This window comes from Streptomyces caniferus (assembly GCF_009811555.1).
GTDB classification, from domain to species: domain Bacteria; phylum Actinomycetota; class Actinomycetes; order Streptomycetales; family Streptomycetaceae; genus Streptomyces; species Streptomyces caniferus.
Window position 1 is genome coordinate 1,425,928 of the sequence record NZ_BLIN01000002.1, and the last position, 14,579, is coordinate 1,440,506.

12 protein-coding genes are annotated in these 14,579 nt (G+C 72.0%); all 12 read right to left on the reverse strand.

Features of this window, described 5'->3' with window-relative positions; all coding sequences use genetic code 11:
- Window positions 1-7: 7 nt before the first annotated feature.
- The 12 genes from Scani_RS08175 to Scani_RS08230 all read right to left on the reverse strand — a co-directional run bounded on the left by Scani_RS08175 (window position 8) and on the right by Scani_RS08230 (window position 14,530).
- The gene (locus Scani_RS08175; RefSeq protein ID WP_159471415.1) at window positions 8-754 is read right to left on the reverse strand and encodes a 3-oxoacyl-ACP reductase family protein; all 747 of its coding nucleotides are present in this window, start codon (window positions 752-754) and stop codon (window positions 8-10) included.
- A gap of 84 nt (window positions 755-838) precedes the next feature.
- The gene (locus Scani_RS08180; protein WP_159471417.1) at window positions 839-3,721 is read right to left on the reverse strand and encodes an aminotransferase class III-fold pyridoxal phosphate-dependent enzyme; all 2,883 of its coding nucleotides are present in this window, start codon (window positions 3,719-3,721) and stop codon (window positions 839-841) included.
- A gap of 24 nt (window positions 3,722-3,745) precedes the next feature.
- Entirely contained in the window at window positions 3,746-5,068 is a 1,323-nt protein-coding gene (locus Scani_RS08185) for a beta-ketoacyl synthase N-terminal-like domain-containing protein (protein ID WP_159471419.1), read from the reverse strand.
- Complete coding sequence (locus tag Scani_RS08190; RefSeq protein WP_159471421.1) at window positions 5,058-6,377, reverse strand: beta-ketoacyl-[acyl-carrier-protein] synthase family protein; 1,320 nt, start codon at window positions 6,375-6,377, stop codon at window positions 5,058-5,060. Before Scani_RS08190 ends, Scani_RS08185 begins: the two co-directional genes overlap by 11 nt.
- Entirely contained in the window at window positions 6,374-7,555 is a 1,182-nt protein-coding gene (locus Scani_RS08195) for a beta-ketoacyl synthase N-terminal-like domain-containing protein (protein ID WP_159471423.1), read from the reverse strand. Before Scani_RS08195 ends, Scani_RS08190 begins: the two co-directional genes overlap by 4 nt.
- Window positions 7,556-7,563: 8 nt before the next feature.
- Window positions 7,564-8,868 carry a beta-ketoacyl-[acyl-carrier-protein] synthase family protein gene (locus tag Scani_RS08200; RefSeq protein WP_159471425.1) on the reverse strand — a complete coding sequence of 435 codons (1,305 nt, stop codon included), beginning with the start codon at window positions 8,866-8,868 and terminating at the stop codon, window positions 7,564-7,566.
- Window positions 8,869-8,924: 56 nt separating this feature from the next.
- A complete protein-coding gene (locus Scani_RS08205) occupies window positions 8,925-9,503 on the reverse strand; it encodes an acyl carrier protein (RefSeq protein ID WP_159471427.1) in 579 nt (192 codons plus the stop codon).
- Between the two features lie 594 nt (window positions 9,504-10,097).
- Window positions 10,098-11,321 (reverse strand): NAD(P)/FAD-dependent oxidoreductase, encoded by a 1,224-nt coding sequence (locus Scani_RS41675; RefSeq protein WP_159471429.1) that lies wholly within the window; start codon window positions 11,319-11,321, stop codon window positions 10,098-10,100.
- A 4-nt stretch (window positions 11,322-11,325) separates the two neighbouring features.
- Window positions 11,326-11,517 (reverse strand): ferredoxin, encoded by a 192-nt coding sequence (locus Scani_RS08215; RefSeq protein WP_159471430.1) that lies wholly within the window; start codon window positions 11,515-11,517, stop codon window positions 11,326-11,328.
- A gap of 36 nt (window positions 11,518-11,553) precedes the next feature.
- Entirely contained in the window at window positions 11,554-12,732 is a 1,179-nt protein-coding gene (locus Scani_RS08220; protein WP_159471432.1) for a cytochrome P450 family protein, read from the reverse strand.
- 92 nt (window positions 12,733-12,824) lie between these two features.
- Entirely contained in the window at window positions 12,825-13,472 is a 648-nt protein-coding gene (locus Scani_RS08225; RefSeq protein ID WP_159471434.1) for a TetR/AcrR family transcriptional regulator, read from the reverse strand.
- Window positions 13,469-14,530, reverse strand: a complete 1,062-nt coding sequence (locus tag Scani_RS08230; protein WP_246295558.1) for a saccharopine dehydrogenase family protein — start codon at window positions 14,528-14,530, stop codon at window positions 13,469-13,471. The genes Scani_RS08225 and Scani_RS08230 overlap by 4 nt, the downstream gene beginning before the upstream one ends.
- Window positions 14,531-14,579 lie beyond the last annotated feature (49 nt).

Consider the following 14,579-nt stretch of genomic DNA (forward strand, 5'->3'; position numbering starts at 1 on the left):
CGGCCTCTCACGCCATCTTCAGTCCGCCGTCGACATGGAGTACCTCGCCCGTCGTGTAGGTGTTGCGGGGGCCGGCGAGGTGGACCACGGCATCGGCGACGGTCTCGGGTTCGGCGTAGCTCTTCACCAGCAGCCGACGCATGATCTCGTCCTCGCCGTGGCTGCGGATGGCGTCGGTCATCTCGGTGTTGATCACGCCGGGGGCGACGGCGTTCACCAGGATGCCGCGGGAGGCGAGTTCCACCGCCATCGCCTTGGTGAACGCCTCCAGGCCACCCTTGGCCGCCGCGTAGTTGGACTGGCCCCGGCCGGGTTTGGAGGCGGCGGAGGAGGAGATGTTGACGATCCGTCCGTAGCGCCGGCGGAGCATGAGGGGCGCCACGGCCTGCACGGTGAGCATCGGGGCGATCAGATTGGTGGCCAGCACCTGCTCGATGTCCTCGAGGCTCTGGTTGACCAGCAGTTCGTCGCGGGTGATGCCGGCGTTGTTGACGAGCACATCGATCCGCCCGAAGGACGCGCGGACGCCGTTCACGATCGTCTGCGGCACCTTGGGGTCGGAGATGTCTCCCTGGTAGAGCTCGACCTTGCGGCCCAGCCCGGCGATCCGCTCGGCGACCTGTTCCGCCTCGGTCGTGGCGCTGCGGTAGGTGAGCGCGATATCGCATCCGGCCTCCGCGAGCCGTACGGCGATCGCGCGGCCGATGCCCCGGCTTCCGCCGGTCACCAGCGCCACCTGGCCTTCGAATTCCATGGCGTCCTTTCCAGTCCGTGGGGGGGAGTCTGCGGGTGCGGGTGCGGGTGCCGCGTCCGGCCGTCCGGGCGCGGCACCCGCACCTCACACCGAGTGCGCGCTCTTGTAGTCGGCGAGCCGCAGACCGTGCGCCTCGGCGAGCGCCGCGATGTCGATGACCTGGCGGCGGCTGATGTTCCCGTAGGAGTAGTGGTGGTCGAGGCCGGCCAGACCCATCAGCGCGGTCTCCGCCATGCAGGCGAACAGCTGGCCCGCCTCCAGGAAGGCTCGTGCCGAGGGGTGCAGGCTCTCGCCGTTCGGCGTGGCGACGATGCCGCCGAGCAGGTACGCCAGGTCGGGACGCTGTGCGGCCAGATCCGGCACCGCGTTGTTGGGTACGGCGATATCGCAGACGACGGCGTTCGGCGCGAAGTGCTCGCCGGTCAGGAACGGTTCGGGGCTGTTCGAGGCGCACAGCACCAGCTGTGCCTCGCGCAGCGCTGCGCTGTCCTGGGTGACCGTGAGGAACGGGTCCGTCCCGTAGCGCTCCTCCAGATACGCGGCGATCGCCCGGCCCCGGCCCGTATCGTCGGCAGGCCCCTCGGCCAGCCATTTGGTGATCAGCGGCTCCTCCGCCAGCCGCGCGGGGATGCCGGCGAGCTCGCCGCCGGCCGCGATCCGTGACCAGCATTCCTGGTAGATGCCGTGCACGGTGTCGCGCAGCCGCCCGGCCGAACCGTCCCGGCGGCTGCCGACCAGCACGATGCGACCGAGCCGCTCGGCGAACAGCTGGCTGTAGACCGAGGCGATGTTGCCGGCCGCGCCGACCACGGCCAGCGTGGCGTCCTCGACCTGCCAGCCGCGGTCGGCCGCGCCCCGCTCCATCGCCTGCACGCCCATCGCGACGGTCAGCGCGTTGCCGGAGGTCAGGGCGATGCCCGGGACCTTCAGCGAGGTGCAGTTGTGGGTGACGATGGAGGTGTACATCCCCAGGCCCGCGACCTCGCAGCCGTCCTCGCGGGCCGCGCGCACGCGCTCCTCGATGTCCGCGCGGATCCCCGCGACATCGCCGCCGGCGAGGTAGCCGGCCATCTGCTCGGACCCCACCATCAGCGGGTAGAGGGAGAATTCGACGGCGCTGCCGAGCGGGGAGTCGATCCGGACGCCGGGGTAGGGCGCCGCCTTCTTCACCGGGTCCATGCCGAGCACGAAGGAGCGCAGCGCCGCGTCGCTCAGGTCGGCCAGCGCCGGGTCCACCTGCCGCAGATGCGCGGGCTCGATGAGGTGGTTGAGGAACGCGACCTTGCGGACCGGCCCGGTCACCGGGCGCCGCTCGCCCTGCTCGTACCCGGCGATCGCGCCCCGGAAGTCCCTGATCTCCGCGCGCGGTTTGGCGATCCTGCGGTCGGTGGCCGGGTGGACCAGATGCAGGGTGTCCTCGTAGCGCAGGATGCGGCAGAGCCGGTCCAGCGCGCCGCGCAGCCGCTCGATCTCCTCGTCCGTGAGGAAGGCGGACGGCTGGAGGCGCAGCACATTGCCGGCGCTGCCGGTCGGGGCGATCCGGATGCCTTCCTGCCGCAGCAGGTAGCCGGAGAGCAGATAACCGAGCGAGCCGGTGTACGCACTGCCGCGCAGCACCATGGACCGGGCGCCGGCCTGGTCGCGCAGCTGGACGCCGAGGAACAGGCCCTTGCCGCGGACGTCCTCGATGATGTCGGGGTAGGCGGCCCGCAGCTCCTCGAGCATGCCGCGGAGCCGCTCGCCGCGCTCGGTGACCTGCCGGTAGACCTGTCCGTCGTCGGCCTCCAGCATCTCGACGACCTTGTGCGCGATCGACGAGGAGAAGTCGTCCATGGCGAACGTCGAGCTGTGGATCAGATCGAACTCGCCCTGGTACAGGGACCGGCGCACCAGCATCGCGGAGATCTTGGCGAGGCCGCCGCCGAGCGACTTGGACAGCGTGTAGTAGTCGCCGCGCAGCCCGATGAGCGAACTGGCCAGGAACGCGCCACAGCGCCCCGTGCCGCTCTGCACCTCGTCGATGATCAGCGCGGTGCCGGCCTTGTTGCAGAACAGCCGGATGGCCCGGCCCTGCTCCGTGGTCAATGCGTGGATGCCGCCCTCGCCCTGCACCGGCTCGACCATGAAGGCGGTGATGACCGGGAAGTCCCGCTCGACGATCCGCACCCGCCCCTCGACGGTCTCGGTGTCGAGCAGCACCACGCGCTCGTCGTCGGCGATCCGGTCCAGCAGCTCCGGCCGGTCCATGGGCACGAAGCGCACCCGCGTACCGAGGTTCTGGAACGGGGCGCGGAAACCGCTGTTGTAGGTGAGCTGGACGCTGCCGACGAGCTTGCCGTGGAAGGAGCGCTCCAGCGCCAGGAACAGCGGCCGGGTGGTGAGCGCCGCCGCGTTGTGGGCCTCGACCGCGGCCAGCAGCCCGTCGATATCGTCGGTCCGCGGCGTCTGCGCGCGGACGGCCGGCAGGTGGAAGGCGTCCGCGTCGACGTGGGCTTCGCCGCGGCGTACGGCCTCCCGGGTGGTCTCGGTGTGCGCGGCGATCTCGTCGGCGAGCGCCGTGGCCTTGCGCACCCGGACGAGTTCGGCGTGTTTGACGGCCGCCTCGACGGCCTCGGCGCCGCTGTTGCCGAAGGTGGCGACGTACGGCTCCTTGACCGAGGTCTCCCGCCGGACGGCCTCGCTGAGTGCCGCGCCGAGCCGGCCGGCCTCGCCGCGCAGCGAGAACTGGGCGTGCACGGGACGGTTCTCGTCGAGCAGGGCCCGGGCGTGGGCGACGATCTCGGGATGGTTGTGGCCGAGGATCAGGGACCCGTAGCCGCCCATGAGGTCGAGGACCGGGACGTCGGCCCCCTGCTCGTCGCGGTAGTGGAGGGTGTTGCCCTCGGCGCGGACGTAGGTGACGTCCAGCCCCAGTGCGGCGAAGAGCCGCCCCATCTCGGGCTGCACGAATTCGGTGAACTGCGACATGGTGTGTGGTGGTCCCCTCGTGCGTCAGGACGTGTGCGGCCGCTGGGCGAGCACGGCTCCGGCGAATCCGTTGAACGTGCTGTGCAGACTCAGGACGGAGTCGATCCGCCGCTTCCTGGGCGCGCCCATCACGAAGTCGGTGGCATCGTCCGGCGGCGTCCGCAGATGCGCGATCGGCGGCAGCTCGTCGGCCTCGAACAGGGCCGGTGCGAGGGCGAGTTCCGCCAGGGGCCCGGCGGCACCGAGCGTGCCGGTGACCGGGCGCAGCGAGGTGACCGGCACCCCGCTGTCCTTCAGCAGCGCCCGCAGCAGCTCGGCCTCGGCGGCGTCGTGGCGGACCGTGCCCTTGCCGTCGGCGAGCACCGCGCCCAGCGTGTCGGGCGTCAGGCCGTGGGCGGCCAGCAGATCGCGGGGCCCTTCGGCGAGGGCGGAGGGGCCGATACCGCCCTCCACCGCGGGCCGCAGTGTGGCGCCCAGGATCTCCACCAGCGGCCGTGCGCCGCGCCGTGCGGCGTCCCCGGCCCGCTCCAGCACGAGCGCGACCGCGCCCTCGGCCAGGACCGTGCCGTCCCGCTCGGCATCGAAGCTGCGCAGCGCCGCGCCGCCGCGGCCGCCCGCACTCAGATGCCCGGCCCGGTACTGCGCGGCCAGCTTCAGGGGCTCGTTGAAACTGCCGGCACCGACCACCAGGGCGGTGTCGCACTCTCCCTGGCGGAGGGTGAAGGCGGCCCGCTGCAGGGCACCGAGCGCGGCGCCCGCGTCCTGGACGAACGCGGCGCAGTCGCCGCGGAACCGCTGGGCGATGCTGATCAGGGCGAGGGTGTTGTTGTTGAGCGCCCTGATGACGGTGAACGGGTTGAAGGTGGCCGCGTTGCCGAACGCCTCCGCCACCAGGCGCTGCAGATCCACCCCCGCCTGGGCGGACGGATCCGAGCGGGCCTTGTCGAGCGCCTTGTGGAAGGCCGCCGCGCTCAGCTCCGTGGAGTCGTCCTGCGCGACATAGAGCCCGCGCCGCTCCTCGGGGATCGACTGCCAGCCCTCGCCCGCCGCGTCCATGGCGTCCTGCGCGGCAAGTACGGCCTCGAAGGTGAACGGGGTGCCGAACTTCCGCAGTTTGTGGGGAACGCTCTCCCGGCTCTGCTCCTGGAGTTCGTCGGGGACATGGCCGAAGTGGGTGATCTTCCGGGTCCGTACGTAGGGGTCCCGGTAGGGGGACAGGGCCGGCCGGGCGTCGCGCCACGCCGACCACAGGGCCTGCGGGCCGCGCCCGGTGGGCAGCACCGCCCCGATGCCGGTCACCACGATCGCGTCGTCGAAAGGGTTGGTCGTCGGGATGTCAGTGTTCATAGCCACGCACCACCAGACTGGCGTTGAGTCCGCCGAAGCCGAAGGAATTGCTCACTGCCACCGACACCTCCTGGTGCCGGGCCTTGTCAGGGACGTAGTCGAGATCGCAGGCCGGATCCGGGTTCTCCAGATTCAGCGTCGGGGGCACGATGCCGTCCCGTACGGACAGCACGGTGGCGATCAGCTCGGGCGCGCCGGCGGCGGCGATGAGGTGGCCGAGCATGGTCTTGTTGGCCGTGACCGCCAGCTTCCGGTAGTGCCCGCCCCCGGCGAAGACGTCCTTGATCGCACGGGTCTCGATCGGGTCGTTGAGCGGAGTGGAGGTGCCGTGCGCATTGACGCAGTCCACCTCGCCGGGCTCCACCGCCCCGTCGGCGAGCGCCCGGCCCATCGCCAGCGCGGCGCCCTTGCCCTCCGGGTGCGGTGCGGTGACCTGGTACGCGTCGAGGGAGCTGCCGAACCCGGCCACCTCGGCGTAGATCTGCGCACCGCGCCGCCGGGCACTCTCCTCGCTCTCCAGCACCAGCATCGCCGCGCCCTCCGCGGCCACCAGACCGCTGCGGTCCCGGTCGAAGGCCCGGCACAGCCGGTCCCCGAACAGCTCCGACGTCGACGGCGCACCGAGCAGGTGCAGACCGGTCATGGTGGGCAGGTTCAGCACCGAGTCGGCGCCGCCCACCAGCATCGCGTCCACCTCACCGCGCCGGATCATCCGGAAGCCGTGGCCGATGGCATGAGTGGCCCCGGCGCAGGCGGTGCTGAAGTTGAGCGCCGGCCCGCGCAACCGGTGGCGGGCGGCGATCCCGGTGGCCAGCGCGTCATTGGTGCAGAACAGGCCGCTGGCGCGGTCCAGTTCGGCACGCCGGGCGTAGAGCGTCTGCCAGCTCGGTGCGCCGTCCTCGTCGAGGGCGTGCAGGAGTTCGTAGGGATCCCGCTCCGGTACGCCCGAGCCGACGGCCGTGCCGACGCGCCCCGGCAGCCGTCCGTCGCCGCTGCCCCTGCCCGTGCCGGTACCGAGGCCCGTGCCGGTGTCGATACCGGCGTCCGCGAGCGCCTGCCCCGCGGCCGCCAGACCGAACCGCATCCGCCGCTCCATCGGCCGGTCCGGATCGGCGTCGGCCCCGTGGCACCGCGCGAACGCCTCGTCGTCGACCGGCGCCGCATAGCGCACCGGGAAGTCCTCGATACCGGGCAGCCGCCAGGCACGGATCGCCGAGCGGCCCGCGCACAGCCCCTCCCACATGGTCTGCCAGTCGAGCCCCAGTCCGCAGACGGCGCCCAGTCCGGTCACCACGACGCGCCGGGTCATGTCCCGACTCCTTCCAGTACGACGGCGCACACCTGACCGCGCGCGCCACAGGCGAGCACCAGCGCCCGGGGGGTCGGCAGTGCCTCCTCCCGCACCGCACCTCCGGCGGCCGCCAGGCGCCGGCCGCCGGCCAGCCCGTGCAGGGCGAGCAGGACATGGGCCAGTGGGTGGGCGGGGCCGAGCACGCCGGTGGCCCGCTCGGTGCCGATCACCGCGGGTCGCTCGACGGCATCCGCGAAGACCTCGTCGAGCGCGGCCCGCTGGGCCCGTTCGCCCTCCGCCGTCCACACGGCGTCGGGCAGCAGCCAGCCGATGCCGTCGGCGTCGGTCCGGGCCATCTCCAGCGCCGTGCGCACGGCCCCGGTGATCGCCGCGGTCCGCTCGTCGCCGTCGGCGCCGAACGCCCGCCCGTAGCCGGCCAGTCGGGCCGAGGGCGACCCTCCGTGATCCGGTGCGTCCTGTACGGGGACGTCACGGGCACCTGCCGCGAGGAGGAAGGCCGCGCCCTCACCGGGCGTGGCGCCGTTCCAGCCCAGCTCCTCGTACTGCGGGAACAGCAGCGGGTGGATCTTGGGGCTGACCGCTCCGACGACGGCCGCCTCGTTCTCCCCCTCGGCGACCGAGAGCACCCCGTCGATCAGGGCCTCCAGCCCCGCATCGGCGTACGGCGAGTACGCGGCCATGGCCCCGGTCAGCCCGAAGGCGGCCGAGATATGGGCGGCGGCGGTGCTGTTGAGGTGGGACAGTCCGCTGAACGGCGGGACCTCCCGGGCGAAGAGCGCCGCCACCCGGTCCGGCGAGCCGGCGGCCTGCCGCAGCCCGTCGAGCGCCGTGAACCGCAGCAACTCCTCGTCCACCGTGGGCAGTCCGAGGTAGAGCCCCCAGCGCTCGCCGCCCACCGGACCGCGTCCGGCCAGCGACAGCCGGGCGCCGTACAACGCCATCCGGGCCTGCTTCTCCGAGGTGCGCAGCACCCGCCGGTGCACGCCCAGCGCGGCGGCATCGGGGTCGTCGACGAGGAAGACGGCGTCCGCCCCGGGCCATGTCCCCGCCAGTGCTTCGTACGGCCGGCTGGTGTCCTTGCCGGCCACCAGGGCCTCCCACACGGCAGCCGGATCCGCTCCGGCCGCCGTGTATAAGCCGGGTGCGGTCAGCCGCACCGCATCGAGATGCGTCATCTGCGCGCTCACCCCGCCTGGGCCAGGATCAGGGAACAGTTCTGGCCGCCGAAGCCGAAGGAGTTCGAGAGCACGGCGGTCACCGGCGTACGGCGCTGCTCGGTGACGATGTCCAGTCCGCGCGTCACCTCGTCGGGTTCGGCGAAATTGAGCGTCGGCAGTACGGACTGCCGCTGCAGGCTGAGCACCGAGAGCACCGCTTCGGCCGCACCGCTGTTGGCCAGCGAGTGGCCCATGGCGGACTTGTTGCCGGTGACCGGGATGCCGGCGGCCCGCTCCCCGAACACGGTGTGCAGGGCCGCGGCCTCACAGGTGTCGTTGGCCTCGGTCGAGGTGCCGTGCGCATTGACGTGGTCGATGTCGCCCGGGGTGAGTCCGGCGTCGGCGAGGGCGGCCCGCATGCACTGCGCGTAGTCCGAGCCGTCCCGCGAACTGGACGTCATCTTCACCGCCTCGGTCACCCCCGCGTAACCGGCGATCCGGGCCAGGACGCGGGCGCCGCGGGCCTCGGCGTGCGCCCGCGACTCCAGCACCAGGAACGCGGCGCCGTCGCCGATGACGAACCCCGAGCGGTCCTTGTCGAAGGGCCGGCTGATCCGCCCGGCGTCCCGCCCGTCGTACGGGGCGAGCGCGCCCACCCCGTAGAAGGCGGTGACGGAGGTCAGCGTCGTCAGGCTCTCGGCGCCGCCCGCGAGCGCCACGTCGAGCGCCCCGCTGCGGATGTAGCGGTAGGCACTGCCGATCGCCATCCCGCCCGCGGCGCAGGCGTCCGCGTGCGTCTCCAGGACACCGGCCGCGCCGAAGTAGTCGGCGAGCCGCACGGTGGCGGTGTCCGGCTGGATCCGCTCGTAGTGCTCCGGGTCGGTCCCGCCCGCGTCCAGATAGCCGTCCAGGTCCAGTGCGCCGGCCTCGAAGTCCACATGGCGGGCCAGGCCGTCGAGTTCGGCCGGCTCCATGACCATCCGGTTGCAGGCGAGGAAGACGCCGCCCCGCTCGGTGTCGAGCCGCCGCGGCAGCCCGCTGCGCTCCCATGCCTGGGCAGCGGCGTGCCAGGCGAGGACACCGGCCGGCCCGAGGGCCCCGGCCTCCTCCGGCACCGCGTCCTCCAGGGCCGCCCTGACCCGGGGGTCGATATGCGCCGAGACGGCGCAGGGCACGCCCCATTCCTTGTGGAGGGGGTGCTCGGTGATGAGCGTGTGCCCCTGGGCGAGATGGTCGAACAGCGCCTCGGGGTCGGTCAGCCGGCCGGCGACCAGGCCGATGCCGGTCACCACGACCTCCTGCCCGTCCCCGGTGGGTATGTGGGGGTTCACTTGCTTTCCTTTCGCACGACTCGCACGACAAGCGGCGTCTTGCACCAGCAGCCCCCTCAGCCGACGGGCTGCGCGTGCCCCAGCGCCTCCAGCGCCGTACGGACGCCGTCGGCCATCACCTCGTCGCCCGCGGCCGGCTCCAGCGCGACCCCGCAACCGGCGCACTGGGCCTTGCCGGAGACGGCGATCTGCGCCTTGTCGGCGGCGCACTCGGTGCAGACCTCGGGGAGGTGGTCGAAGAGGGTGTGGGTGAAGGCGGCCCAGTGCGCGCTGGTGGCCGCCGCGGCGACCTCGTACGGGCGCATCCCGGCGTGCACCTGCTCCACGGAGTAGCCGAACGCGCTGCGCCGCAGCACCTCGGCGGCCAGTTCGGAGATCCCGCCGCGATCGTCGTAGAGCTGCTCCGAACCGCCGAGTGCCTTCGCCAGCAGGTCGAGCACGTTCGACTTGGGCAGCGCCACGCCGAGCTTGGTCTCCATCTCGAAGCGGAATTCGACCAGGTCGAGCGATTCGGCCCCCAGGTCGGCGACCAGGGTGGCATCCGGGGTGATGTCCTCGGGACTGCTGCCCAGCACCTGGGCCAGGCCCGCTCGCACAACCTCGTGGATCTGCTCTGCCTCGAAGGGGTTCTGCATGATTCTCTCCTTATTTCCGAGCACTCTGAAGCCACCTTTTACCGGCCATGGAAAATGCCGGAAAAGGGCAGCAGAAAATGGCATCACGAAAAGCCGGAAAACCCACGGCGAAAAATCCGAACAGGACCGATTCCCGTCCGATCGAGCCGTTTCTGGATTCACATCAGGCATGCCGGAACCGACCGTCGACCGATTACCGACAGATGAGTCGAATGAATGGGCAAAGCCCGTCAGAGGCCGTAAGTTGCCACCGCAACCAGCGCACTCGACCTACGGACACAGAAGACCGGGACACACTTCCGCACAGCGGGAAGTCCCGTTTTCAGACGCTGATGAAGTCGCTATACATGCCGTTCCCCCGTAGCAAAAGATCCCCCGATGCCTGTTTACACAGGAACAGGCCACTTTTCTTCGGCGAGCACCTCGTCGTACTCCACCACAAGGCCTGCACCGCCCCTTTGATGGGCGCGATAAAAACGCTACCAGAGCCACATTGGACCGTCACGGGATTGTGCGATAGGTCACGTGACCAAGTCGATTCCCGAAGGGGTCGACAACAGAGGTTCCATGGTAATGAAAAACTTTACGCGCAATTCACGTACCCGAGGGTTCGGTTCCACTGGCGATCATCCGCTCGCCCCGCAGCCGACGGGCATACGCCGACAGCAGTCGCCCCTGCTCCACACTCACCGCGCCGACCAGCCGCCCGTCACGGTAGTGCGCCTCCAGCACCGCGCCGCCGGCCGGATCCCCGGCCTCGGCGACGGTCCGGTCACCGGTGCCCGGCAGCCCCACCGACTTGATCCGCAGCCCGAACGCCGTCGTCCAGAAGGAGGGGACATGGTCATACGGCTCGGCGGCCGCCGGACCGGCCAACAGATTGCGCGCGGCCAGCTCGCCCTGCGCGGCCGCATTGCTCCAGTGCTCCAGCGCCACCGGCCCGTCCGCCGCCCGTACCGCATCGCAGCACGCGGCGTCCCCGGCCACCACCACCCGCGGATCCGGCGCCCCCGACCCGCCCCCGGACCGGGCGAACAGCCGCTCATCACAGTGGATCCGGCCGGACGGCAACGCCAGCCCCGACTCCGCGAGCCAGTCCGTCGCCGGCACCATCCCGATCGCCACCACCACGAGCGGCGTCGGCAGCACACTGCCGTCGACGAGCTCCACGGCGACGACCCGCCCGCCGTCGTCCCGGAAACCCCGCACCCCGGTCCCCAGCCGCAACACCACCCCCGCACGGCCCGCGGCCTCGGCCACCACCCCGGACACCGTGCCGCCCAGCGCCCGCAGGGGCCGGCCGAACGGCTCCACCAGCGTGACCCGCACCCCGAGCCCGCTCAGCGAGGACGCCAGCTCCACCCCGACGAACCCGGCACCGACGATGACCACCTCGCGGGCCCCACCGTCCACTTCGGCACGTAATCGACGGACATCGTCGAGACCCCGCACGGTCAGCACCCCGGCCCGCGGCACAGCCCCGGACCACGCCCTGGCCTTGGCCCCGGGCGCCAGCACCACCCCGTCGTACGGCAGCTCCGCACCGTCGGCCAGCCGCACCCGGCGCCGCTCCCGGTCGAGCCCGACGGCCGCGGTCCCCCGTACCCAGCGGGCGCCGAGATCCTCGGCGCCCGCCAGCCGGACATCCGCCTCCGTCATCGTCCCCGAGAGCAACTGCTTGGTCAGCGGCGGCCGGTCGTAGGGCAGTTCCCGCTCGTCCGACACCACCGTCAGCCGGCCGGCGAACCCCTGCGCCCGCAGCGACTCACCGGCCCGCACCCCCGCCAGGCCCGCCCCCACCACCACGACCTCGCGCAAGGTGTCAGGACCCCTCGACCGAGATGGCGCGCACCGGACACGCCCGTGCCGCGGCCGCGACCTTGCCCGCCGACCCCCGCGCCGCCTCCGGCGCGACCACCAGCCGCTCCTCGTCGTCCAGCGCGAACACCTCGGGCGCCACCAGGGCGCATTGCCCGAGCCCGTCGCACAGCCCGTGATCTACCGTGATCTTCATCGTTCCCCCAACTCCCCTACGCCGGCACGCCGGTCATCAGCGCGCATACCGGAGCGGCAGCTCGACCAGCCCGCGGATCGCGTCCGACGGCAGCCAGCGCACCTCTTCGGCCGGCACCGCGAGTTCGAGCGTGCCGAAGCGCCGCAGAATCTCGGTCAGCGCGATCGTCGCCTCCTGGCGGGCCAGCCGCTGCCCCAGACAGAAGTGCGGCCCCAGGCCGAACGCGAGATGCTGCGCGGTCGCCCGGCCGATGTCGAAGGAGTGCGGATCGGCCCGCACCTCGGTGTCGCGGTTCGCCGCGTTCAGCAGGAACCGGACCAGCTCCCCCTTACGGATCGTCACTCCCCCGGCCTCGATGTCCTCCCGCGCCACCCGGTTGACCGTCGTCATCGCGGAGCCCCGGAACCGCAGCGCCTCTTCCACCACCGCGCCGACCAGCGACGGATCGCGGCGCACCGCGGCCAGCTGCCCGGGGTGGGCCAGCAGATCGTGCAGCGCATTGGCCAGCAGATTGGTGACCGTGTCATGGCCGGCGATCAGCAACACCGCGGCGAACGACGACAGTTCCTCGTCGGTCAGCGCACTCCCGTCCTCGAACCGGGCGGCGATCAGCTCGCCGAGCAGATCCTCGGTGGGCCGTTCCCGTTTGGCGCCGATCAGACCGATGCAGTAGCCGAACAGCTCCACGGCGGCCGTCTGCATCGCCTCCATGGAGGGCGCGGCGGAGATGTCCATCGCCCACTTGCGGAACGGGTCCCGGTCCTCTGCCGGCACCCCCAGCAGCTCACAGATCACCTCCAGCGGCATCGGATACGTGAACTCCTCGATGAAGTCCGCCGTACCGCTCTCCCCCAGCCCGTCCAACAGCTGCCGGGTGATCTCCGCGATCCGCGGCTCCAGCTCCCGTACCGCCCGCGAGGCGAAGGCCGCGGTCACCAGCCGGCGGTTCCGCGCATGGCCGGGGTCGTCCTGCTCCAGGAGCATCACGGCCATCCCCGGGACCAGCGCCCCGTGCGGCGCATGGGTGTGTACATCGTTGGACAGCCGGGGATCGCTCAACAGCTCGCGCGTCAGCGACGCCCCGAGCACCGTCCAGGTCTCCTGCTGATTCAGCTGGCGGGTGCGGATGATGCCATGGCTCTTGGCGAGCCGGTCGAGCTCCTGCTCCAGGCCCGCCGTCGCGGCGAGCTCGGCCAGGTCCACTACCTCGGTCATACGGGATCCCCCCTCAGTGATTCACCTCTGACGGCGCACCGGCCGGCCCGCAGTGCCGCACGGGCCGGACGGCGGCGCCCCGCCCCGGGCGCTCAGTCCCGGAGCAACTGCACGGCACAGCGCGCGAGCTGCGCGTCCATCGCGGCCGACCGGCTGCCGGCGATACCCGACCGCATCAGGGCCGCCCCCTCGACCAGCGCGACAAAGGTCTCGGCCCGGGCCCGGCAGAGCTCGTCCGGCCAGTCCGGCCGCCCCTGCTGGACGAATGCCTCCACGTGCGCGACGTACTTCCGGTAGAACTCCCGGACCACCGTGGCGATCTCGTCGTCCCGGGCCGCCAGCGCCCACACCTCGACATAGAGCCGCACCAGCCGCGGGTCCTCCTGCTCGGCGAGGACCACCGCCACCACCTCGTCGGGGTCCGCCGCCCCCTCGGGGGTCCCGACGGCCGACGGATCGTCGCGCACCATCCGCAGCCCCGTCGTCTCGGCCAGCCGCTCCAGCGACCGGTCCAGCGCCCGCTCCAGCACCGCCTTGATCAAGTCGGCCCGGGTGGGGAAGTAGTGCTGCAGATGGCCGACCCGCACTCCGGCCTCACCGGCGATGGCCCGCAGCGAGGCGTCCGCCCCGCTGGCCACCAGCACGGTCTCGGCCGCGTCCAGCAGACTCGTCCGCCGGATGCTCCCCTGCCGTGTCAGCGTCGAGGCCTTGCCCGCGCCCGGCTCCTTCTCCTCGCTCATGCCACCTCGACCCTGACGCCCGCCTTCTCCACTGCGGAGACGACATCCTGCGGAAGCGGCGTCATCTCGGGGAAGACCACCCCACGAGGCGCCTCGGCACCGTCCTCGCCCAGCACCCGGCGCAGCCCCAACAGCCCGCCCAGCGCGGTGAGGTGGGCCTGCCCGGCCGGATCGGTGACGGTCGCCGTACGACGTTCCCCGTCGCGGCCCCGCACATCGATCCGCAGCAGGGCGCTGCCGCCCTCGCCCGGCGAGTACAGCATCGACCGCCGCGTGGACTCGAACCGGTCCCCGCGCCCCCACCGGAAGAAGCCGGTCCGCCTGAGCGCCAGCAGCGTGGACGTCGAGGAGTTGGCGCTGAAGCCGATCCGGGTGATCGCGGTGTCCACTCCGAGCACCAGCGGCAGGGTGAACTGCTCCGGCGTATCGATCCGCGCCACCTTGGTCCGGTGCCCGCCGATGGTGACCGTCCCGGCTCCGCTCAGCGGCATGATCATCCGCCGCCGGCCGCCCTCGGTCACCTCGTAGTCCAGCCCCAGCCGGTCCATGAACTCCACCGAGTCGGTGCCCGCCCGGTCCTTGAGGTCGTACCGGATGGCGATCTCCACCGCGGCCGCCCCACCGAGCTCGTACGCCAGCGCCGCGGTGACCAGCCCGGTCACCCCGCCCATCCAGCTGGACGACAGCAGCACCGGCGCCGTGGGCGGCGTCACGGCCGCCACCGCGGTGGCCCGCTGCAGCCGCGCCGTCCACCGCGTGATGTCCACGTACGGGACACCGCCGCGCAGCGCCGCCAGCAGCACCCGGTCATCGGGGTCGTTCACCGTACTGATCACCGCGCGGACCTTCGCCGTGAAAGGCTCCGGATCACTCAGATCCCAGCGCTGCACCGACGCCCCCACCTCATCGGCGAGCGCACGTCCGCGCTCCGGGGTACGTCCGGTCAGCAGCAGCGGCCACGAAGGAGCGGCGAGCCGGGTCAGATCTCCGCCGACGGTGCCATAGCCGCCCACTACGAGCACCGGGCCTGTCACATCAAGCTGGATGTCATCGTCCACACCGGCGAGACTAGGTCACGCGACCTAGAAATACAACGGCGACCCGCCC